18 protein-coding genes and 1 tRNA gene are annotated in these 22,271 nt (G+C 49.9%); 8 read left to right on the forward strand and 11 right to left on the reverse strand.

The window, feature by feature from the left end:
• Nucleotides 1-39 precede the first annotated feature (39 nt).
• From truB to hpf, 6 genes are all read left to right on the forward strand, one after another.
• Complete coding sequence (gene truB, locus JIN85_RS04080) at nucleotides 40-774, forward strand: tRNA pseudouridine(55) synthase TruB (RefSeq protein ID WP_234047219.1); 735 nt, start codon at nucleotides 40-42, stop codon at nucleotides 772-774.
• Between the two features lie 11 nt (nucleotides 775-785).
• The gene (locus tag JIN85_RS04085; RefSeq protein WP_200267915.1) at nucleotides 786-1,703 is read left to right on the forward strand and encodes a bifunctional riboflavin kinase/FAD synthetase; all 918 of its coding nucleotides are present in this window, start codon (nucleotides 786-788) and stop codon (nucleotides 1,701-1,703) included.
• A 26-nt stretch (nucleotides 1,704-1,729) separates the two neighbouring features.
• The gene (locus JIN85_RS21620) at nucleotides 1,730-1,858 is read left to right on the forward strand and encodes a hypothetical protein (protein ID WP_267906607.1); all 129 of its coding nucleotides are present in this window, start codon (nucleotides 1,730-1,732) and stop codon (nucleotides 1,856-1,858) included.
• Between the two features lie 74 nt (nucleotides 1,859-1,932).
• Nucleotides 1,933-4,404 (forward strand): Amuc_1098 family type IV pilus outer membrane protein, encoded by a 2,472-nt coding sequence (locus JIN85_RS04090; protein WP_200267917.1) that lies wholly within the window; start codon nucleotides 1,933-1,935, stop codon nucleotides 4,402-4,404.
• 59 nt (nucleotides 4,405-4,463) lie between these two features.
• Entirely contained in the window at nucleotides 4,464-6,041 is a 1,578-nt protein-coding gene (locus tag JIN85_RS04095) for a hypothetical protein (protein WP_200267919.1), read from the forward strand.
• 168 nt (nucleotides 6,042-6,209) lie between these two features.
• A complete protein-coding gene (gene hpf / locus JIN85_RS04100; RefSeq protein WP_200267921.1) occupies nucleotides 6,210-6,800 on the forward strand; it encodes a ribosome hibernation-promoting factor, HPF/YfiA family in 591 nt (196 codons plus the stop codon).
• A gap of 65 nt (nucleotides 6,801-6,865) precedes the next feature.
• Here the strand turns inward: hpf and JIN85_RS04105 are convergent, their stop codons facing one another.
• Together JIN85_RS04105 and rpsA are read right to left on the reverse strand one after the other, a co-directional pair.
• Nucleotides 6,866-7,549 (reverse strand): PEP-CTERM sorting domain-containing protein, encoded by a 684-nt coding sequence (locus tag JIN85_RS04105; RefSeq protein ID WP_200267923.1) that lies wholly within the window; start codon nucleotides 7,547-7,549, stop codon nucleotides 6,866-6,868.
• A gap of 184 nt (nucleotides 7,550-7,733) precedes the next feature.
• On the reverse strand, nucleotides 7,734-9,443 hold the full coding sequence (gene rpsA, locus JIN85_RS04110) for a 30S ribosomal protein S1 (protein ID WP_200267925.1): 1,710 nt from the start codon (nucleotides 9,441-9,443) through the stop codon (nucleotides 7,734-7,736).
• A 218-nt stretch (nucleotides 9,444-9,661) separates the two neighbouring features.
• Between rpsA and JIN85_RS04115 the strand changes: the two genes are divergently transcribed.
• Entirely contained in the window at nucleotides 9,662-10,825 is a 1,164-nt protein-coding gene (locus tag JIN85_RS04115) for a PQQ-dependent sugar dehydrogenase (RefSeq protein WP_200267927.1), read from the forward strand.
• Nucleotides 10,826-10,858: 33 nt separating this feature from the next.
• Complete coding sequence (locus tag JIN85_RS04120; RefSeq protein ID WP_200267929.1) at nucleotides 10,859-11,479, forward strand: hypothetical protein; 621 nt, start codon at nucleotides 10,859-10,861, stop codon at nucleotides 11,477-11,479.
• Nucleotides 11,480-11,521: 42 nt separating this feature from the next.
• On the opposite strand, the gene recG is transcribed toward JIN85_RS04120, so the two are convergent.
• The 9 genes from recG to JIN85_RS04165 all read right to left on the reverse strand — a co-directional run bounded on the left by recG (nucleotide 11,522) and on the right by JIN85_RS04165 (nucleotide 22,107).
• Entirely contained in the window at nucleotides 11,522-13,570 is a 2,049-nt protein-coding gene (gene recG / locus JIN85_RS04125) for an ATP-dependent DNA helicase RecG (RefSeq protein ID WP_200267931.1), read from the reverse strand.
• An 11-nt stretch (nucleotides 13,571-13,581) separates the two neighbouring features.
• Nucleotides 13,582-13,887 (reverse strand): gamma-butyrobetaine hydroxylase-like domain-containing protein, encoded by a 306-nt coding sequence (locus JIN85_RS04130; RefSeq protein WP_200267933.1) that lies wholly within the window; start codon nucleotides 13,885-13,887, stop codon nucleotides 13,582-13,584.
• 20 nt (nucleotides 13,888-13,907) lie between these two features.
• The gene (locus JIN85_RS04135; protein WP_200267935.1) at nucleotides 13,908-14,624 is read right to left on the reverse strand and encodes a YggS family pyridoxal phosphate-dependent enzyme; all 717 of its coding nucleotides are present in this window, start codon (nucleotides 14,622-14,624) and stop codon (nucleotides 13,908-13,910) included.
• Entirely contained in the window at nucleotides 14,621-16,843 is a 2,223-nt protein-coding gene (locus JIN85_RS04140; protein ID WP_200267938.1) for a carboxy terminal-processing peptidase, read from the reverse strand. Before JIN85_RS04140 ends, JIN85_RS04135 begins: the two co-directional genes overlap by 4 nt.
• A gap of 431 nt (nucleotides 16,844-17,274) precedes the next feature.
• Entirely contained in the window at nucleotides 17,275-17,841 is a 567-nt protein-coding gene (locus JIN85_RS04145) for a polysaccharide biosynthesis/export family protein (protein WP_200267940.1), read from the reverse strand.
• A gap of 17 nt (nucleotides 17,842-17,858) precedes the next feature.
• Nucleotides 17,859-20,027, reverse strand: a complete 2,169-nt coding sequence (locus JIN85_RS04150; protein ID WP_200267942.1) for a GumC family protein — start codon at nucleotides 20,025-20,027, stop codon at nucleotides 17,859-17,861.
• Nucleotides 20,028-20,145: 118 nt separating this feature from the next.
• Nucleotides 20,146-21,366, reverse strand: a complete 1,221-nt coding sequence (locus tag JIN85_RS04155; protein WP_200267944.1) for a porin family protein — start codon at nucleotides 21,364-21,366, stop codon at nucleotides 20,146-20,148.
• A gap of 49 nt (nucleotides 21,367-21,415) precedes the next feature.
• The gene (locus JIN85_RS04160) at nucleotides 21,416-22,000 is read right to left on the reverse strand and encodes a hypothetical protein (RefSeq protein WP_200267946.1); all 585 of its coding nucleotides are present in this window, start codon (nucleotides 21,998-22,000) and stop codon (nucleotides 21,416-21,418) included.
• 33 nt (nucleotides 22,001-22,033) lie between these two features.
• A tRNA-Gly gene (locus tag JIN85_RS04165) sits at nucleotides 22,034-22,107 on the reverse strand.
• Nucleotides 22,108-22,271 lie beyond the last annotated feature (164 nt).

Here is a 22,271-nt window from a genome sequence, read left to right on the forward strand (position 1 = left end):
AGCTTCCTCTTCGACACTCTTTTTTCTGTCAGATTCAATATGCGAAACCATTCAATGGCTGAGAACGGCCCTACTGGAGTACTCCTCATCGATAAAGCACCGGACATGACGTCCCACGACGTCGTCGCCATCGCCCGGCGCGCCCTGAATACCAAAAAGATCGGCCATTGCGGCACTCTTGATCCGATGGCCACCGGCCTGCTCATGCTGGTCATCGGCAGAGCTACCAAAATCCAGGATCTGCTCATGAGCGAAGACAAGCAATACTCCGGCACGATGACTCTTGGATCGACGACCTCCACCCAAGATCGCCAAGGTGAGGTGTTGGAAGAATTCCCGGTGCCCGATTTTTCAGAATCCGAAATACGCGCCGCTTTTGATGCATTTACGGGACCGTTCGAGCAAATTCCGCCCATGGTTTCTGCGATCAAAAAAGACGGAGTTCCTCTCTACAAACTCGCCCGCAAGGGTGAGGTCGTGGAACGCCAACCCAGACCGGTGCATGTCAACTCATACGACATTTCCCGCATTGCCTTGCCGGAAATTGATTTCACGGTCGATTGCTCCAAGGGTTTTTACGTTCGCACCTACGCGCACGACATCGGTGCAAAACTCGGTTGCGGCGCTCACCTCAGCGCGCTGCGCCGGACCAGATCCGGCAAATTTACTCTGGATCGCGCGGTCACCGTCGATGCCTTGAAAAATGCGCCACGAGAAGATCTCATCAATTCTCTGATTACACTTGCTGAAATCTCCCTGATGCGCGGCGCTTGAGCATTCCCGCCATGATCACCTGCCACCATCTTCACGAGCTTCCCGGGCTGAATACCCCGCTGCATTTGGCGCTCGGAGTCTTCGATGGCGTCCACATCGGACACCAGGCAGTGATTCAACGTGCCGTCGATGCCGCAAAACGGATCGGCGGGCTAGCTGGCGTGCTGACTTTCGATCCCCATCCGATCCGGGTCATTGCGCCCGCCAAAGCACCATCGGCTTTGCTCGCCACACTCGACCACAAAGCAGACATCGTCGCGGGACTCGGCGCACAACTCTTCATTCCACTGCATTTTGATGCGCAATTCGCCAAAATGGGAGCCGCGGAGTTTCTGGAAGAACTAACCCGTGCTCCCATTCACACCATTGCTGTCGGCGAAGATTGGCGCTTTGGCAAAGGACGCCTGGGTGATGTTTCCGTGCTCGCGGGCGCGGCCAAGGTCCATGGTTTTCAACTGGAAGCGGTCCCCCCGGTGATGACGGATGGGGACCGAGTCAGCAGCACCCGAATCCGCCAAGCCATACGCGATGGAAACCTTGCGGACGCCGCGCGCATGCTGGGACGCCCGCACTCAGTGATCGGAAAAGTCATCGAAGGCCGGAAACTCGGTCGGCAACTGGGATTTCCGACTGCAAACCTTGCGACCGGAGAATTGCAAACACCACCCGACGGCGTTTGGAGCGTGCGGGTCACCCTGCCCGACTCATCGACGGTTCGCGGCATTGCCAATCTCGGCTATCGACCCACGGTGGATGGCACCCATCGCTTGCTGGAAGTCCATCTTTTCGACTTTTCAGGCAACCTCTACGGCGCCGAATTGGAGGTGCAGTTTACCGAGTTCATCCGTCCTGAGATGAAATTTGATTCCGTGGAATCCCTTCGATTTCAAATTGCTAAGGACATCGAAAATGCCAGACTTGACACCTGATGCGTGTTCATAATACCACATGGTTTATGAACAGTATCTCCTTGTTCGTCAAAAACCTGCTCCAGTCCTGCCAACAACTCTCGCTCATCCGCACCGGACGACCCCGGCGCAAACCCACACCGGTGGCGATTCAGCTGAAATTCCCCGGCTGGTAAAAAAAGGTGAGATTTCCCGGATTTTGCGCTTACCCTGTGGCTTTCGGCTCTCTATAGCTTCGTAAAACCTGCGCATGGAGAATCTGAAACGCCTCAAACCGACCCGTGGCCGCGCCGCCCTCATGGCCGCTACCATTTGCATGATCGTGCCTGCACACGCAGAGCCAACGACCGATGGTGCCGGCACTGCAAACCTCGAACTTTCAAAGCGCTACGAATCCATTGAAGAAGCACGCGTGCTTCTTCACAAAGGAGATGAAGCCTACAATTCCGGTGATTTCTCCACCGCAGTTGAGACTTATGCAGGCGCCCGGGATTTGACTCCACAAGCACCAGCGACCAGCGAGTTTCGCGCCTTCCTTACCGAGCGCTATGTGCAGTCTTCAGTCGAACTAGCCAAAAAACTGTCCCGCGAAGGCGATATCAAGGGAGCAAAGGCGGCGATCGAAAAAGTTCTGATCCCGGCTGTGGCTCCGAATGATCCTGCTGCATTAAAGGTTCAAGCCGAACTCAACGACCCGATTCGCACCAACCCTGCCCTTACCAAGGAACACGCAGAAGCGGTCGACCAGGTTCGCAAATTACTCTACAAAGCCGACGGATTCTACGAACTCGGAGATTTCGATAAGTCTAAAAAAACTTACGAAGATGTGCTGCGGGTCGATCCGACCAATAGCGCCGCACGCCGCGGCATGGAAAAAGTTGCCGCCGCAAAAACAAATTACCAGCAATCGGCTTACGATCACACTCGTGCTGAATTGCTTGGAGAAACAGACAAGGCTTGGGAGTTGAATCTCAATCCTCTTCCGATTGATCCAAATCTGCTCGCCGGAGAAGAAGCAACGACCTCCAACGCTTTCATTCCCGTTCAGAACAAGATCGAACGGATTATTTTCCCTTCAGTAGATCTCGATCAGGCATCTCTCGATGAAACGATTGAATACCTCCGAGCTCGCGCCACTGAACTCGACACAACGGAGCTCGATCCGGCCCGCAAAGGAGTCAATTTCAACCTCAATTTGGGCGATTCCTCCTCACCCGAAGTGCAGGCTATCAATGCCAAGCGGATCAATCTTCATCTCAAGAATACCCCGCTGAGCACCATCCTGGACTATGTAACCCAGAGCTCGGGAACGATTTATTCGACCGATGATTTCGGGGTCGTGATCAACTCACCAGGGACCTTCACCTCACGTCTGATCACCCGAACCTACAAGGTTCCCGCAGATTTCCTCTCAAATATCAGCGCTAACGTTAGCAGCCCGGCCGCCACTGAAGCCACTGATCCATTTTCCACAGCTCCATCGACAGGCATGCTTCCGAAGCGAATGACCGTCGAAGAAGTCTTCAAATTATCCGGCATCGGTTTCCCTGAGGGAGCTTCCGCATCTCTCAATCCTTCCAACGGGACACTGCGCGTTGTCAACTCGTTGGCAAACCTGAACATTATTGATCAAATTGTTGCCTCAGCTGCGCAAACTCAGCCGGTCTTGGTCAAAGTCAGCGTGACCATCATCAAAACAGAACAAACCAACCTGGACGAACTCGGCTTTGACTGGACTCTCGATAACTTCGGTTTCGGTAGCGCTGTAATGGAGAATAACCAGCTTAACCTCTCAGGGGGCACCCAAGGCAATGGCTATAGCTTGAGCGACATGCTTAACAATTATGGCGCGCCATCGGGAAATCCTGTCACTGCGGGGAACCGCAGTGGTGACTCTGCCGTTAGCGGTGATGCCATGTCTTCGTTGATCGCTGCTGGAAATGACCGGACAGCGGTAGGCGCTGGGACAGCAAGAGCTCCTGGAGTTTTGTCCGTTTTCGGCACGATTGATACAGCGCAAGTCAACATGCTGATGCGCGGTCTAGCACAGAAGAAAAATGTCGATGTGATGACGAAGCCATCGACCATCACCCGCAGTGATCAGGCCGCTAAAATCGAGGTCATCCGTGAATTCCCTTACCCTACCGAATACGAACCCCCAGAACTTCCTAATACCATTGAATCCAATGATGTTTATGATGGTGGAGTTCTGACCGGCACCGATACGCCTTCGTTCATTCCTGTCACGCCGGCTCACCCGACTTCTTTCGAAAGAAAAAATGTCGGCGTCACCTTGGAGGTACTCCCTACGGTGGATGCTCACAAACGTAACATCAGCGTAACTCTGAATCCCGATGTCAGTGAGTTCGAAGGATTTGTAAACTACGGGAGCCCAATCAACACTCCTAACCCCATTTCTTCGATCAATCCTCTTGCTTCGGCAACGATTCCATTGACACAAAACAACATCCTGATGCCTGTTTTCTCCCATATCAGGCTCAGCGACAGCGTGACCGTTGCTGACGGACATACGATTGTCCTAGGCGGCATGTTGAAGGAAGACATCCAGAACGTGAATGATCACACTCCTATCTTGGGAGATATTCCGTTGCTTGGTCGCTTGTTCCAGTCCAACTCCAAGCAATCAGTTTCTACAGCCATCATGGTTCTCGTGAATGTAGAGCTTACGGATGCCACTGGTCATCCATTTAACAATCGCTGAATTTGACATTCGTCAAATCACTGATAGCACAGCGGGACTAAATTCTATATCCCAACGACATGGCAGACTCGCATAGCGAACCCGAGAAGTACTCTCTCGATGAAATGATGGAGCGTTTGGGCAAATCCTCCACATCGAACGAAACTGAGGGTGAGCTTGTTACGCGTGCCGATGGCACACAGGCACTGAAAGTTCGCAAGCGCAAACGCCGTACGGAACAGCCCATTAAAGCTAAAGCTGCCAAAACCCGTAAAATCCGCATCATCCAAGTCACGATCTTGTTGATCTTGATGATGATTTTGGGACTCGGCGCCGCTGGCCTGTTTGTTTATTCGAACAGTGCTCCATTCCGTACCCGCTTACTTACGAAAATCTCGCAAGGGACAGGTGCATCGGCAGATGTCGCACAATTCAGGGTAACGCCGTTAGGAGTCAATTCCACCCGTATCAATTTGCAATGGCCTGAAAACCAGCTTTTACAAGATCTAGCCCTTACCCGCGTCAAAGCAGATCTCAGCCCATCTAGTTATTTTGGGAAATCTTGGAGCGGAAATGAAGCTGAAGCCGTCCAAGCCACTCTCGTGATGAAGTTGCCTCCGGCTGGCCTGAGCACATCAGAAAATGCTGCTGATTTCTCAGCAATGCACTTCAATCGTTTGAGTGCCAACCAGCTAAACATCACCTTGAATCAAGGTGACTCCAGAATGTTGCAGCTCAACGATACCGAAGGCTCATTTTACCAAAACTTGGACGCTGGAAATCCTGAATTACGCCTCAATAAGGGCTCTCTCAGTATCGCGAATTGGCCGACTCTAAATCTTGATCGGGCTTCGATCACTTTTCAGGGAAATGATATCAATATCGGCTTTTTGCGCTTGGCCACCAGTCCTAATGACAGAGGCACCCTCGCACTATCGGGTAAAATCTCGCCTTACTCCCCCGACACTCGAAATACATTGGATATCACCCTTAGTGAATTCAAAATCAGTGAGTTAATGGGATCCATGAGCTTCCTGTTACCAGGAAAAGTCGATACCAGAGAAGTGGAAGGCAGCAACACGCTTACCTTTGGATTAGGGGCCAATCCAGATGCCGACCTGAAAGTATCATTTGCAAGCTCCCTCAGCTCCACCCTAGGAATCGAACGCTTCCCGTTTCTTTATCAGTTATCACGACGATTTGATGATCAGTGGTTTTTGCATCCGATTTTTGAATCCAAAGCGATTGGACAGCTGGAACGTAAAGGCAAAAACGTGATGCTTACGAACTTGGAGTTAGAGCACCGTGGAAAAATCGCGATCGTCGGTAACCTGAGCGCAAACCAAGACGAAGTGTTGTCAGGAAATCTCGATCTTGGGGTTTCACCCACCCTGATCACCAATTCTGGTGACGCACGATTGGATGCCATTTTCAGTCCAGTCCGGGATGGATTTCGCTGGATCAGCCTGAAAGCATCAGGCATTGCCTCTGACCCGAATGATAATTTCGAGTCCATCTATCTGAATGCCGATCCAAGCACGGCAAATCTTCACAACAACAGCCAGGCACCTGCGGACAAGAGTAAGGAAGATACCGAAACAGCACCGGAGCTGAACAGCGATGAAATGTGGAAGTATTTGAGCAATTCTCCACGCTGAGTTGCTCGCCTGTTAGCGCCTCCCAGACATTTACGCTTCGATTTTCGCAAGAAGTGACATGTTTTCGAAAGATCTGAATGGCTTTCTTTTCAGATCTGGTTCATGGTGACAAATGGATAGGGCGGATAAAACCGCCGTCCATTTATCAAAAACAAAACCATTAGAACCATGCAAACTGCCAATGTAAATCTGCCGATCACCATCACGGTACGCCATGAGCAAGTGACGGATGCCCTGCGTGAGCACGTCTTTAAGAAAATTGAAGGCCTCCACCTTGATTACCCGCGAATCATTGAAGCTAAGGCAATTCTAGATGTACAGAAAAACCGGCAGATTGCAGAAATCATCCTCTTCTGCGCGAATCATATCACCATTGAGGCTGATACCGAAGGGAAAGACATGTACGCGGCGATTGATGAAACCATCGAAAAAATCGCCCGTCGCATGCGCAAGCACAAGACCCGCTTGCTGAAGAAAAATCGCCCTCACCGGAACGAATCAATCCGCTACATCGAGGAGCGCTACTTCAACGAAGATGCCCTGGATCACCCAACCGAATCTGAACAAGATCCGGAGCCGTTCATTGTCCATCCGGAAAACTATTCCGTGAAAACAATGTTCAAGGAAGATGCGATCATGCAGCTGGAGCTCTCCGATCGCCCTTTTGTGCTCTACAAGAGTGCTCGTCGGGATGTGTTTACCATCGTCTATCGCCGAAAGGACGGAGAGTATGCAGCTCTTGATGTCCCGAATGGCTAAGTAATGCAATTTAACTCGGCCGGACGGGAAACCGTCCGGCTTTTTCATGTACTCGGAATATGAATTCAGGAGAGCCGACGACGACGCAATACCAAGCCCACTCCGGCAATCCCGCACAGAAGGAAGGACGATGCTTCGGGTATCGCTTGTGTGTAGAATTGCGTGAATTGCACCTGATCCCCGCCAGAAGTCAGTGGGAGAGAAGTGGAAAGTTCTACCCCAGTTGTAGGATTCACCATCGCGATGCTTGAAATCGGGGTGGTTGAAGTAAATCCCGCAAATCCAGATGAACTCTGAATCACGTCATAAACGTTGAACAAAGTTCCATCGACTAAGAAGACCCAGCTGGATGTTCCTGCCGTGCTGAGCCCTTTGATATCGAAGCCAAAGCCAGTCACTGGAGTGTCAAAGCTAAAGATGACCCCTGTGGTTTGATTCGCACCGCTGACATCCGTGGTAAAATTCAACTGTGCATTGTCGAACTCAATGTGATCATTCACACGATCCACCTCACCTACCGTATCGTAGTAAACATTGACCAAGCCAGTGACCTTTGTGGTCTCGCCATGAGGAATTTGTTGGTCCGGATCTGAACTGGTTACGAAGCCGAAGCTTTCAGTGGCAGCAGGATTGGCACTTTCCCAAGTGGCATAGTCAGAATAGAAAGTAACGGTGGCCAGGGATTCACTGGCGGTAAAAAGGGCCAAGGCCGCTATGGTGGAAGCAAGGTGCGTCGAGATCGTTTGCATGTGTGTCTTTCAACAATGAGCGAACTACTCCCTTGTCCGAGAGAGCTTTGGTGACGGAAAAGACAAGCTCGCTTCCTGCCCCTATCCAGCTCTCCATCACCCAAATGAAAAAAACCGGGGGGAGATTTCCTCCACCCGGTTTTTGATAGGCAATCCACGATCGAATCGTGGATTGGTGTTAGAATTAGTCTTCTTGACCTGGGCTCCACTCTTCGGAAGCGGCAGCAGCAAGGTTGAAGGCTTGCTCGAGTCCAACCATCTCGGAGGATGGGCGGAGGCTCTCGAAGCTTGCGCTTTCTTTCTTGAGTTGCTCTTCGGAGTAGTTGACGGCCTTGATCGAGAGACCGATGCGGCGCTCGACTTTGTCGACCTTGATGACGCGGGCTTCGATTTCGTCGCCGACTTTGATGATGTCTTTGACCTTCTCCACGTGGTCTTCGCTGAGTTGCGAGATGTGGATGAGGCCGTCGATGTCACCGTCCAAGCTGACGAATGCGCCGAAGGATGCGATCTTCGCAACAGTGCCCTTGACCAGATCGCCAACCTTGAAGCGGCTGTCGATGAGGCTCCATGGATCGTCTTCGGTTTGCTTGATACCGAGGGAAACGCGTTGGTTTGCCTTGTCGATCGCAAGCACCACTGCTTCCACTTCGTCGCTCTTCTTGAGGACTTCGGATGGGTGGTTGATCTTGCGGGTCCAGGACATGTCCGAAACGTGGATCATACCGTCGATGCCTTCTTCCAGTTCCACGAACGCACCGTAAGCGGTGAGGTTGCGAACTGGGCCCTTGATGGTAGCACCAACTGGGTAGCGGAGTTCGATTTCGTCCCATGGGTTCGAGTCGAGCTGGCGCACGCCGAGCGAGATCTTCTGCTCTTCGATGCTGATGCCGAGAACGACGGCTTCGATTTCCTGACCGATTTCGAGAACGTCGGAAGGACGGGTGATGCGCTTGACCCAGCTGAGTTCGGAAACGTGAACCAAACCTTCGACACCGCGCTCGATTTCGACGAACGCACCGTATGGAAGAAGCTTGGTGACCTTGCCTTTGACGTTTTGGCCGATTGGGTACTTGCGCTCGATGTCTTCCCAAGGGTTGTCGGACATTTGCTTGAGGCCGAGCGAAACGCGCTCTTTCTCACGGTCGACATCGAGGATGATAACCTCGACGGATTGACCGATGTGGAGCAATTCGGAAGGATGGTTGATGCGGCCCCACGACATGTCGGTGATGTGGAGCAGGCCGTCCATGCCTTGGAGATCGACGAACGCACCGAAGTCGGTGATGTTCTTGATCGCGCCGACGACTTTGTCGCCAACCTTGACGGTTTGAAGGAATTGCTGGCGGAGTTCGGAGCGCTCGGCTTCGATAACTTCGCGGCGGGAGAGAACGATGTTCTTCCGCTCGTCGTTGACCTTAACGATTTTGAATTCGTAGACGTTGCCGACGTATTCGTTGAGATCTTTTGGTGGAATGATGTCCACTTGGGAACCAGGAAGGAAGGCTTCGACGCCGACGTTGACGGTGAGGCCACCTTTGACAACGGACTTGACCTTGCCGCGGACCAGGCCGCCATCTTGGTAAACCTTGACGATTTTCTCCCAGTTTTGCTTGTGAGCGGCCTTTTCCTTGGAAAGGACGACCATGCCTTCGTCGTTTTCGAGCTTCTCGAGAAGAACTTCGATCTCGTCACCGACTTCGATTTCTTCGTCTTCGAATTCGCCGATCGCGATGGCGCCTTCAGACTTGTAGCCGATGTCGACGAGAACGACTTGTGGGCGGATTTCAAGAATCGTGCCCTTGACGATCGACCCTTCGCGGAATTCGCGGAATTTTGAGTCGATCAGCTCGCTCAGCTCTTGGTTAACAGTTTCCAGTACGGCGTAGGCCATGTTGGTATTGGTTTGTGGTTTGGTTGTATGGTTCGTTTTCCTCTGACATTGCCCCGAAAATTACTTCTGGCAGGCACCGGGGCTCCAACCGCCAGCCAGAAAAAGAAAAACGGACGACGAGACTAGGTCCAAAATCCAACTTGGCAAGGCCAAACGAACGATCATTCCGCTGCGAATCAAGGTTGTATGCAGGAGAAAGCCTGCTAGCTTGCGATTCTATGCTCCACCGCTCCACCATCACCGCCGCTGCACTTTTCCTAGCTGCAACATATTGCAACGCTGAAATTGCTACTCGACAGGTCACCACAGGATTTGAACGTCCGGTTTGGGCGGGAGTTCCCACGGGAGTCAAAGGCAAATTGTGGATCATGGAACAAGCTGGCACTGTTTGGATCGTCGATACGAAAACCGGTGAAAAAGCTGCGGAACCGTTCCTGGATATCAAGGATCAGGTGAGCCGCAAAGGGAACGAAGAAGGCTTGCTTAGCCTGGCCTTCGACAAAGATTTCACCAACAACGGCCGGTTTTACGTCAATTTTACCGATAAAAACCAGCACACTCGCATTGTCCGATTCGTCTCCAAGGACAAAACCACGACCGATCCGGAATCGGGTGAAGTGATCTTGCGCTACAAGCAGGATTTCTCGAATCACAACGGCGGATGGATTTCGTTCGGTCCAGATGGATACCTCTACATTGCCAATGGCGATGGCGGCTCCCACGACGACCCGAACAATCATGCCCAGGACCTGAAATCTCTGCTCGGCAAAATGCTTCGGATCGATGTTTCGCCTGAAAAGGGTTACGAAATTCCAAAAGATAATCCGTTCGTGGATCAGGCAGACGCCCGCAAGGAAATCTGGGCCTACGGCCTGCGCAATCCATGGAGAAACTCCTTCGACCGTGAAACGGGCGATCTGTGGATTGGCGATGTTGGCCAAAACATCTGGGAAGAAATTGATGTTGTTTCAGCAGAAACCGGCAAAGGCGCGAACTTCGGTTGGCGCTTACGTGAAGCCGACACCAAAAACCCCTACGAAGATGTCGGCGGCGATGCTCCAAAAGGTGCCATTGAACCTGTGTATGTTTACAAACACGGCGGTGGTGAGAATGAAGGATACTCAGTGACTGGGGGCTATGTGTATCGCGGTTCCAAAATTCCTGAACTGAAGGGACGCTACATTTTTGCCGATTACCAGAATCCTCGCATCTGGTCTTTTGAGTTGAAAGGCGGCAAAGCAAGTGACGTCAAAGATCACACTGCAAGCCTGCAACCCAAGGACGGCCGGATCAACCTGATCTCATCGTTCGCCGAAGACAATGACGGCGAACTTTATCTAATCGATCACACCGGGCCGGTCTATCAAATCATCGAGAAATAAAATGGGTTGGATCTACCTAATTGAACTGAATTCATGATTTTATACCGCCCAGTCGGCATAGAGGAACTCGCACTTATCTTCGAAAGTGGAATGCGCGAGTTCCCTCCCCGTTTGCCAGAGCAGCCGATTTTTTACCCAGTCACGAACTTTGGCTATGCGCGACAAATCGCGGAGGGTTGGAATACCAAATCCGGTTCGAATGCAGGCTATGTTACTACATTTACCGTAGATGACGAATATGCATCCCGATTCGAGCGGCAGATTGTTGGCGGGCGGGAACATGAAGAACTCTGGGTTCCCGCTGAACAATTGCATGAATTCAATCAGCACATCCAGGGGTTCATAGAGGTCGATTCCTCTTACTTTGGAAACGGCTTCAAAGGGCTAATTTCGAATGACCCGAGTGTGTCTTGGAATGATGCGGACGATCAATTTATCTCAATCAACCTGCTATCGGATTTAAGTCGATTTTTCCAAACACCTGGTTTGCGTACATCCATTTATTGTCACTACCCGTATTGGCGGAATCGCGAATATTCTGATGTCGGCTTATCTCCCAGCGATCACGCCGATCGACTTGAGGCGGTCCAATCCCACTGGAACATGACGAATCCCACCTTTCCTCTACCGCGATTGGCCCGGCAACTTGAGTAGAAGACCATAAAGCTCCAGGTCGTATCCAAGACACGACCGACATCAAATCGCCACGGAGCCAGGTTCACCTCCGTCGATCACGAGTTTCTGCAGATCGCGATGCCGCCCTTCGAGTGTTGGATCTTCATCCAGCATTCGAGCGGCAATCGATCTCGCTTCTAACAAGAGGTGTGTATCTCCTAAAAAGTCCGCAAATCGCAAATCACTGAGGCCACTTTGCTCCGTGCCTAAAACATCGCCTGGTCCACGCAATTTCAAATCCGCTTCCGCGATCGCAAATCCATCAGCGGTTGACTCCAGGATTTTGAGTTTCTCCAAGCCTTCGGGATTCTTTCCATCCGTGAGCAGAATGCAGTAACCTTTGTGGCCACCTCGGCCAATTCGCCCCCTTAATTGGTGGATTTGCGCAAGCCCGAACCGATCCGCATGGTGAATCATCATCACTGTCGCATTTGGAACATCCACTCCCACTTCGATGACCGTGGTAGACACCAATACATGGATCAACCCATCCCGAAAGCGGGTCATGGTCGATTCCTTCTCTTCAGGTGAAAGTTTTCCGTGTATCAATCCAACTTCAAATCCAGAGAGCCGCTTCGTCCATTTGCCCAATGCCTCGACCGCGGACTCGACTTTCAGTGATTCACTTTCTTCGACCAATGGATAGACCAGATAAGCCTGCCGACCTGCATGGAGTTGATCTTTCAAGAATTGAGTCACATCTGTCTGCTTCGGCTTCACACGCATCGCAGTGATCACCTTCCCCCTGCCAGCTGGCTTTTCATCTAACAACGAAACATCCAGATCACCATAAACGGTCATAGTCAGAGTCCGTGGGATCGGAGTAGCTGACATCACCAGCACATCCGGAGCTACTCCTCGGTTGATGAGTGCACTGCGCTGTGCAACGCCAAATTTATGTTGCTCATCAATGACCACAAACCCGAGATCATCCATGCCCGCATCCCCAAAAAATAAAGCGTGGGTGCCAATGAGAATCTGTGCCTTTCCTTCGAGTGGCATGAAGGTTTGCTCGGATCGGCTGCTGGTGTTCAGAGATATTCTCACGCCCAGCGGTTCAAGCCATTTCTTGAACGTCAGATAATGCTGCTCTGCGAGAATCTGAGTTGGGGCCATCAACGCTGCCTGGCAGCCGGATTCAATGGCCAACAGCATCGCAGCCATCGCTACGAAAGTCTTGCCAGCGCCGACATCTCCTTGGAGCAGGCGATTCATTGGCCGAGGCTCCCGCATGTCCGCTGCAATTTCCTTAATCGATCTCTTCTGCGCAGCTGTTAGATCAAACGGAAGATTCGCGTGAAATTGCTTTAGCAAAGTCGTCTTGCGTCCCATCACACGACCTTGCACCTGGGAGTGATGCCGCTTTCTCCACAAAACTTTCAGCTGCAACTCGACAAACTCTTCCAGCGCCAGTCGCCGCCTGGCTTCAGTTGCTAGTGCTTCATTTTCAGGAAAATGGACACGCTGCACCGCACGGGAACGCTGCAAGCCGACGCCTAGTTCCGCACCTTGATCGAGCTCATCAAGTGACACCCTGCGGATGCATCCATAGATCACTTCTCTCAACCGACGCTGGGATATACCTGAAACATTGCGATAGATCGGCACAATCCTCTCCAGGTGAATGGAATCCTCATCCTCGTCTTCTCGAATAATTTCAAACTCAGGATGCTCCACGATCAAGCGACCACCACTTTCCTTGATCTTACCATACAAGATGACGTCGTGACCTACAGCAACGAGCTTCTGAATGAATGGCATGTTAAACCAACGACATGTGACCTTTCCAGAGCCGAATACACCGCCGAGATCATTCATGACAACGGCCTCATAGAAACGCTTCCCTGCCCCGAATCGTCTCAATGAGGAATCGACCACCTTCCCGCGCAAACAAACGGGCTTAGCAGTAGCCTGATTTGGAAAGGCGTCGAAACTACGACGATCTTCGTACCTCTTGGGAATATGGAATAGTAGATTCGATACCTGCTTGAACCCTGAATCCGCCAATGCGAGCGCCTCCTTTGGCAGGATGAAGTCAAGCGTCGCAAGATGGTCACTGGCGGAGATCACGGTGAATTCAATCACTCGTCACCAAGCCCAGCAAGTCGGAGAAGGTACTCATAACTGTAGATGCCGGAAGAATGCCCATCTTTCCAAAAAGGCTGGATGGCATAACCCCCAATCACTTGGTAATGACTCATCTCAAAAGCGCCAGGGCCATGCTCAACAAGCGGCCTGACCACGCGCCCCAAAGCATCCGGCTCGCCCTGGCATTTTGCACACGGACAAGCACGTCGAAGCATTGCCAAAGGGAGATAAACTTCCGTGGCATCGGAAAATGAAAGGGCGAATTCCTCACCAATAACGACCGCTTGTTCCAATTGCATTTATCAAATCAGGTTGCTGACTACCTCGCTCCAAGTTCTCCATCCACATGGTAGCTTCTACCGCCAAATATCGCAGAACCCACTCGAACATGTGTCGCCCCTTCTTCAATGGCGACCTCATAATCACTGCTCATGCCCATGCTCAAATAAGGCAAAGTCACGGCAAATTTGGCTTCCAAACCATCTCTGATGTCACGCAATTGCGAAAACCATTTCCGGCTTTGCTCCTTTTGCTCCGATGCGGGTGGCACTGTCATCAAGCCGCAAATTTGAATCCCTTCAATGGCAAAAACCGATTCTGCCTCACGATCCAGTTCATCGGGTTCGAAGCCGCCTTTTGATTCTTCACCGCCTACATTCACCTGCAGAAAGACATTTGGCACCACTCCGAGATCCTTTGATACCGAACTGGTGAAGTCGGCCAACTTCAATGAGTCGATGGCATGAATGGTTGAAAAAGACGAAAGTATCTTTCGAACCTTATTTCGCTGAACCCGCCCGATGAAATGCCAGTCAATCTCTTCAGGCAGGCTATCGATCTTGGGTTGTGCTTCCTGCTGTCGACTTTCGCCGAAAGTGAGCTGACCTGCATCATAAGCTTCCCGAATCAATTCAGACGGGAACGTTTTTGAGACAGCGACTAGCTGAACGGAATCGGCGGCTCTGCCTGCGATGCGGCAAGCAGCCGAAATCCGTTGTTTCACTTCATTCAATCGCGCAGGTAGACCGTCGCTCATTTCTTGATGACGCCAGCTACATCCCCCGATTGAGTCAAATCCACCAAGTCTTCAAGGATATTCAAAGACTCCCGCTTCACAGGATCCAAGCCAGAAGGCCAATCTGGAGTGTCGTCGAGCTCTGCTGCTTCATCCTTAGAGCGGCGCATGTAATCCACTTGCGCTGCAGATGGATCATACTCCGGTAATGCAGCTCCACTTTCAGCATCATCCAAAGAGAGTTTGAAGAAACGGAAAGTCTTTTTGTCATTCGCAGCAATTTCCGAGAAACGCTTGCGGCGTTCGCTGTTCCGGGTCCGTTGCTGGGTTTCAGATTCGGTCAGCTCTTTTTCTCGATCTGCCAGATTCAAGGAAACCTTGTTTGCCTCGATTCGCTCCTTCGCTTTGAGGACGTCTTCGATTACATAACTGAAGTCTTGGTTTTCCTTAACCCGTGCTTGGCTCAGTTCCTTCAATTTCGGAACGAATAGAGCTTCCGCAGGAAGCGGCTTAAAATCACTTGCTGGGCGGATTCGATCATGTGGAAGCACGTTGTCCAGATAGGCCTCACCGACATCCAAAGCATCCATCAAACTTGGCAACACCAAATCGGACGCAACACCATCCAATTGAGTGGATGATCCAGACGGGCGATAAAATTTCTGAATCGTCACTTTCAATGCACCGGCTTTGTTGCGCACTGAGAATAGCGGCAACATGCGGCTGATATCCATTGGCTGCTGCACGGTTCCTTTACCGAAAGTTGATGACTCGCCAACAATGACCGCACGGTTAAAGTCTTGAAGAGCACCTGCAAGGATCTCGCTCGCAGAGGCACTGCTCTTGTCGGTCATGACCACCATTGGTCCATCGTAGATCGGATCCGAATAGTCTGCCTCTTTCACTTGGACGACTCCCATAGTATTCTTCACCTGAACAACCGGGCCACCGCGTGGAATGAAAAAGCCGGTCATACGACGGACTTCTTCGAGTGATCCACCGCCATTACCCCGCAAATCGAGCACAAGGCCGTCAATTTTCTCGTCTTTCATGCGACGCAAGATGCGCTCTACATCGACAGAGCAACGGGTGGTGCCTTCATCAAAATCTGCATAAAACGATGGCAAGGTAAGCACACCGATACGATGCGGCTGCCCCTTCGAATTTTTCATTTCGATGACGTCACCACTCGCCTGCTCGTCTTTGATTTCGACTTTCTCACGCTTGATGACGATGATTTTGGTTTCGCCGGGAGCACCTCCAGCAGGTTCTACTTTCAATGCAACTGAGGTGCCTTCTTTACCCCGGATATATTCGACCACTTTGTCGATTTTCATGAACATGATATCAATCATGTCCTCTGGTTTTCCTGTGTTCAGGCTATCAACCGCAACCACCCGATCATTCAATTTCAGGGAGCCTTCGCGATCCGCAGGACCACCGACAACGATTCCCATGATCTTGGTCGCACCATCCTCTTCTGCTCCTAACAAAGCACCAATACCGATCAGCTCATTCTTCATGGCCGACTTGAACTGCTCCATTTCGCGATCGCTCATGTAGTCGGTATGCGGATCGTAAGTGCGGGCGACAGCACTGAGGAAATAGTTTGCCATATCCTCATCGTCCACATCGTTGACGCTGCTTTGGAAACGCTTGTAGCGAAGCGAGATTTTCTCTTTGGGATCGCGGTCGTCTTTACCTGGATCCGGCTTCCCTTGTTCCTTCGCCAGCTTCGTCAGCATTTCGCGGCGGAGCGTTTCGCTGAGTACCGCTTCTTTAATTTGCTTTCTCCAAAGCTCTTCTGCTTCTGCTTTATCTTTCGGCCAACTCGCGTCTTTTCGACTGCGTTGGACAAACTCCTCTTTGGTGAAATCGAAACTGTCATCCTTCAATAGCTTCTCAACGAATTCGACCCGTTCATTCACTCGAGTCTGGAACAGTTTGTAAATCTCGACGGCAACTGGCATACTCTCCTTTTCCAGTAGCATCGTATGAAGCCGATCGCCATATTTGGCTTTTAGGGTATCGATGTCCTCCTGCGTGAAATACAATTTCACTCCATCAAGATCTTTCAAATAGTCCTCGAGGAATTTTTCACTCAGCTTCGAATCGAAATTGAGGCGAGCAAAGTGCGTGTTCTGCAGCATAATCGCCATCTGCTTGCCGACTTCGTTGAAATCAGCCTGCTGAGCGCAAGCGGAACATGAAGCTGCAGCGATGGATGCGCAGAGCACCATTTTTCGAATTCGAGACCTGATCATGAGAGGATAACGGAATAATTTAGGAGATGTTGCAAAAACTTGCCACTCCGTAGAGCGTTGTCGATGCCGAAAACCTTTTAAGTTTCGAGCAATTCCTAGCGCTTTACTCCGCTATTTGCAATGGCGACTCAAAAAAACACGCACCCGCTTCGGGTAAAACCAGGTCATCAGCCTCGTTTCGAAGAATTCGTTCAGAAATCAACAAGCTTCAGTCACCAAAATTCGCCATTTCCATCCGCCAGTCTGTAGCGAAGACAAACGCTCTAAGTGCCGCCATTACTCATATCAATCGATTCAATCGAGAGAGCCTAATTCTCGACTTTTTCACATTTCACAGACCACACCCTCATAAAAATACCCAACTCCCGCAAGTGCAGAAGTTGGGTAAAAGTTTGGAATTAATTCGATTAACGTCCGATAAGATTCTTCTGAGGAACTTCAATCGTGTCGCCAGGCTGGAGTTTGATTTCCATATATTTGGCCTGAGTCAAATCGTATTGCTGTTGTTTCCCGTCACGGAATACTTTCACGCGATACATGCTACCGAATGTTGTCGGACCGCCTGCCGCTTGGATCGCCTGATAGAGCGTTAAACCTTGAGTGAATGGAGTCGGCCCCGGACGGCCTACAAGCCCGCCAACATGAACCACTTCCTGGTTGATTTCCTGTGCACTGCTATCAATCACCTGAATGGTAGGATTGCGGTAAATCTTTCCAGACTTATACGCAGCTTCGATTTTACGAGCGAGAGACTCAGAACTATTTCCGGCCGCCTGCACTGCCCCAATCATCGGCATTGTGACAAATCCGCTTTGAGATACCGGATACATGCCATCAATTTTTGCAGACTCTTCAACTGGAACGCCTTTGATCGTTATCTGAATAGCTTTCCCAGATTGAATCTGAGCACTGGCTGGAAGAATTGCCGAAACAATTAATCCAATGATTAGTAGTATTTTTTTAGAATTCATCATAATTTATTGGTTATTGTTTAATAGAGTTCCGAATCCGTATTCGTATTCGAGCTCACTTTTGCCTTTGAATCAGATGCTTTGCCTGAACCGGTTGGCGGTCCAACCTGCGCTTCAGCAGGTGCATAATAGGTGTAATAGCTGGTATAATACTGATATTGGCTATCGCTACGAACATCCACATTGTTCAACACAACGCCTATCACATTGCCACCAACGTTTTCAACAGCCTGTTTAACACGCATCAGCATGTTTCGTGGCAGTTTCCGATGTTGAACAACGATCATAGTGAGATCGACTTCACTTGCCAAAACCGATGCATCACTCACGCCAAGAATAGGAGGGCTATCGACCAAAACCAGATCGAACCGCTGTTTCACATCCTGAATCAGCTCAGACATGCGGCGTGAGTTGAGAATACCAGCCGCGTCGGATGGTAAGATTCCGGATGGCATGAAGTAGAGATTGTCGACCGGGGTCTGCAAAATCACATCTTCAAGTGCCAATTCCGTAGTCAGGAAATTGGTCAAACCTACGGAGTTATTGATATCAAAGAAGGTATGAAGTCGTGGACGACGAAGGTCACCGTCAATCATCAATGTGGTGTAACCTCCTTGAGCGCAAATATAGGCAAGGTTAACCAAAGTAGTTGATTTACCTTCACCTGCCCCACCGGAAACCACCGTGATCGAATTATCTTCGGGATTTTTACGATTGAATTCGATGTTGGTTCGTAGGATTCGATAAGCTTCAGCATCAGGGCTCATACCACTTTGCTTATGCAATACACCCACATCTTTCGGAATAACAGCAAGAACCGGGACTTGGAGATAACGCTCAACATCTTCCATGCTCTTAACCGAGGTATCCATGTATTCGAGGAAGAAGGCAATACCAACACCGAAGATCAGACCAACTACAGCACCTAGTGCCAAATTAAGAGTAACATTTGGACTGACAGGCGCACGAGCCAGCACTGGCTGATCGTGAATTTCAGTAAGTTCTTCTGTGAGTGAGTTACTAATAGTTTCACCAAGCAACTTCTCCTTCATGCTCTGTAAAAGCTCTTGGTCCGTATTGTAAGCACGCTTAGCATCTTCGTATGCCTGCCGATCCAAGCTCCGTTGAATAGCTTCTTCTTTCCGGTCATTTTTCAAATTTCCGACTTGTGCCAATTTCGCATTTGCCAAATCCAATTCAGCCTGGAGAGATTCTCTAAGACTAAGAACTCCTTCATCCAGTTGGAGTTTCATTTCGGACAAAACTTTTTCTTGCGAAATGATCGTAGGATGAAGATCACCCAACCCATTACTCTTCAGCCCTTCAACTTGGCGCTTTAGTTCCAAATATTGAGGGTATAGTGATTTAATAATATTATCTGGCAAATTTAGAGCCGAAGCATAATTCAACAATTGATCTTCATTGTAATTCAATAAATTCTTGATTTGGCTTTGAAGCTCAATTTTCTGCTGCTCTAATGTATCATAAGAATCATAAGCACTTCTAACAGAAGAATATTCATCAATTCCTCTTTGCGTGAAACTCATACTATCTGCCGAATCTACAATACCCTTTTGTTCAGCTATACTTGTAACAACTTTCCGCCGCTCCTCTACTTGATCCTCTTGATCACGAACCGCAGCTTTCAGCTCATGAAGTGCACGTTCAGTAACCCCTCCCTCGACTTCCATGCGGTATTCTTTGTAGGCACGTGCAACTTCGGTAGCAATATCCTTTGCATCTTCTCGATTTTGATGCGTGACACTAATAGAGATTAAGTCCGTTCCTCGGATGTTTTGAGTTTTTACTATACCTCTCAGTATCTGCAGAGCCGATTCCTTATCAACTCCCCAACGATTGCTCAGATCCAGAGAATCCACCACTTTGCTCAAGACATTACGACTTTTGATTTTTTCGAACTCAGTTTCGAAAAATCTAGGCGTCATCATGGCAGCCCCAGCTCCTTGACTGAAGGCCGGATTGATAGGAGAAATCAGCTGACCACGAGGCTTCACTTCCATGGTAGCGAAGCTTTCGTATTTTTTAGGCATCACATAAGTGATCACTGCTGCTGTCATAAAAACGAGCAGCAACGTTAAAAGAATGATTCCGTATCGATTTTTGATCACTTGCCAATAATCGACAGCATGAAGCGCAGCTTCACTTTGTTGTGGTGAGGACGGTTGCATGAAAATTCAGGTAAATTGCGACCACCAATGGTCTATTAATGAAAAGACTCCCGCAATGGAAAACATTGCGGGAGTCATAGTAGAATCAACTGTTTTTTACAGAGATTAGACCATGAGATCAGAACTCTGCATGAACACCGACTGTAACTCGGTTACGATCATAATCGCGATTATCGAAATCAGAATCGGAGTTGGTGAAGTTATAGGTAAGGCTACCGGTCAGGTAATCCGTAAATTTCATCGATACACCGACATAAGCATTGACCAGATTTTCATCACGATCACTTGTGCTGGATGGGCCTGATCCACTAACAAGACGACCATCTTCGAATGAGGTCGGGATGTAATCTACACCACCATAGAGTGAGAGACTTTCTGATAGCGCATAATTCCCAGAAACACCGATCCGAAGCGTTTTGCGCTCATCGAAGTTGTAATGGGAATTCCCAACGACTTGAACGGTGTCATAAGGCTCAACGCTATAACGAAGGAAGCCACGAACTTGGAACTGAGTATTTACCTGAGTATTAACTGCAAGTTCAACAAATGGAGTAGTATTGCTATCACCACCATCAGTTTCACTGATTTGCGCACCAGCCCGGGCAATCATAACACTGGAAGGATTGAAGCGATGCTCAATACCAACCAAGATGTAGTGACTCTCAGAATCTGGAGCTACACCATCAGCATCCGTGTGACCGTAGCGATACTCTGCAGTGAGAACATCCTGTGGTCCAAGCAAATAGCGGAATTGGTTATACAGGGTATAGGTGAAGCGATCTGCGTTCGGCACATCGTCGTAATCCAGTCCGGTAAGCTGGAAGCCAGTGTAAGTCGCCAAGCGATCTGTCCAGCGATAACCGACGGAGTTATCAGTCTGCCAGTAGAAGTATTCACCCATCTGGCGTGTGCTTGCGAAACCGTAAGAATAGTCCGGCTCAAGCTCGTAGGACAAGAAGTTACGGCTAGAAATCCGGAGACGATCACTGAAGCGGTGAGTCATGTTGATACCTGCACGTGCTTGTGCATAAGTATCATCAGCACCTGGAGCATCTGGCTGATCAAAGTAGTAGATTGCACCTAATCGAGCATATACATCCCAAGTGGTCTGTGGAGTGATCGACACAAACGAAAGGCCAACATATGGATTGATGCTTAAAGAATCTTCTTTGGAGCCATATCCTGGAGCCACGTTGTCGTCATAAGTAAGATCCGCACCAACGGTCCACTTCAGAGGCATCGACTCTTGAGCCTCAGTACCCATGTAATAAAGACCCTGAGCTCCTGCAAATCCCGAGAACAGGAGGGATGCAAAGCCAATTGCAAATTTATTTTTCATATTTCAGTAAAATTTCGATAAAGTTAAACTCTTCTAAGCAATTGCTTGATCAAGGGGAAACTTCGGGAACATTGATGATTGGAGGAACTCCGATTGGAGGACCAGGTGGCAGGAATGGAATTCCGCCAGGACCACCAGGGTTAGGCCCAACGATCACAGGTGGCTGACCAATGCTTTCGCCAGGGAAATCGAGTGGATTTCCGAGAACTGGAGCCGGAGGAGGCATTACCGCCTTGGAGTCTTTCGCATCCTTGGAGCTCATACCCTCTTCACCGCTATTCGGATCCAATTTAGCAAGAACGCTCTGAACATCAGCCAGGGCATCAGGAGCAACAGCAACCGCGCACTGGGAGATCAAACGCATTTGATCAGGAGCAGCAATGGATGCAGTTTCAACAATCGAAGCAACGGTGGAAGCATCAGCCTCAGAACCCTCGATCGCAGCCTTCACAACCTCGCAAGCGCAGCTTGGATTCGCACCAACTTGAGCCTCTACAACTTCAAGAACGCCGGCGCGGTTTGCAGCAACTTCGTTTTTAACTGTAAGCGAGAGCTGCGCGCAATCAACTTCCGCTGAGGCGGGCAGCAGGCCCAAAGCGGCGCTCATCAGAGCGAAGTAAATGGTCTTTTTCATTTGATGGGGTGGTTGTGTCGGGATTGAGATTTATGGAGCGGGCAGCGGGAATCGAACCCGCATGTCTAACTTGGAAGGATAGCGCTTTACCACTAAGCTATGCCCGCGATTTCGAGACGAATACAACTGGAAGGAGCTTCATTCGGCAAGCCCTTTTTTCGCTAGAGAAGATTTTTTCCAACATTTCCAAACGAATATCTGGGTTCATCGCCGACTTCCGAATCTTGCAGTTCCGAACGTCTACTCATGAGTTCTGACATCGAAAGGGACT

It is taken from the genome of Luteolibacter pohnpeiensis (assembly GCF_016595435.1).
GTDB classification, from domain to species: Bacteria; Verrucomicrobiota; Verrucomicrobiia; order Verrucomicrobiales; family Akkermansiaceae; genus Luteolibacter; species Luteolibacter pohnpeiensis.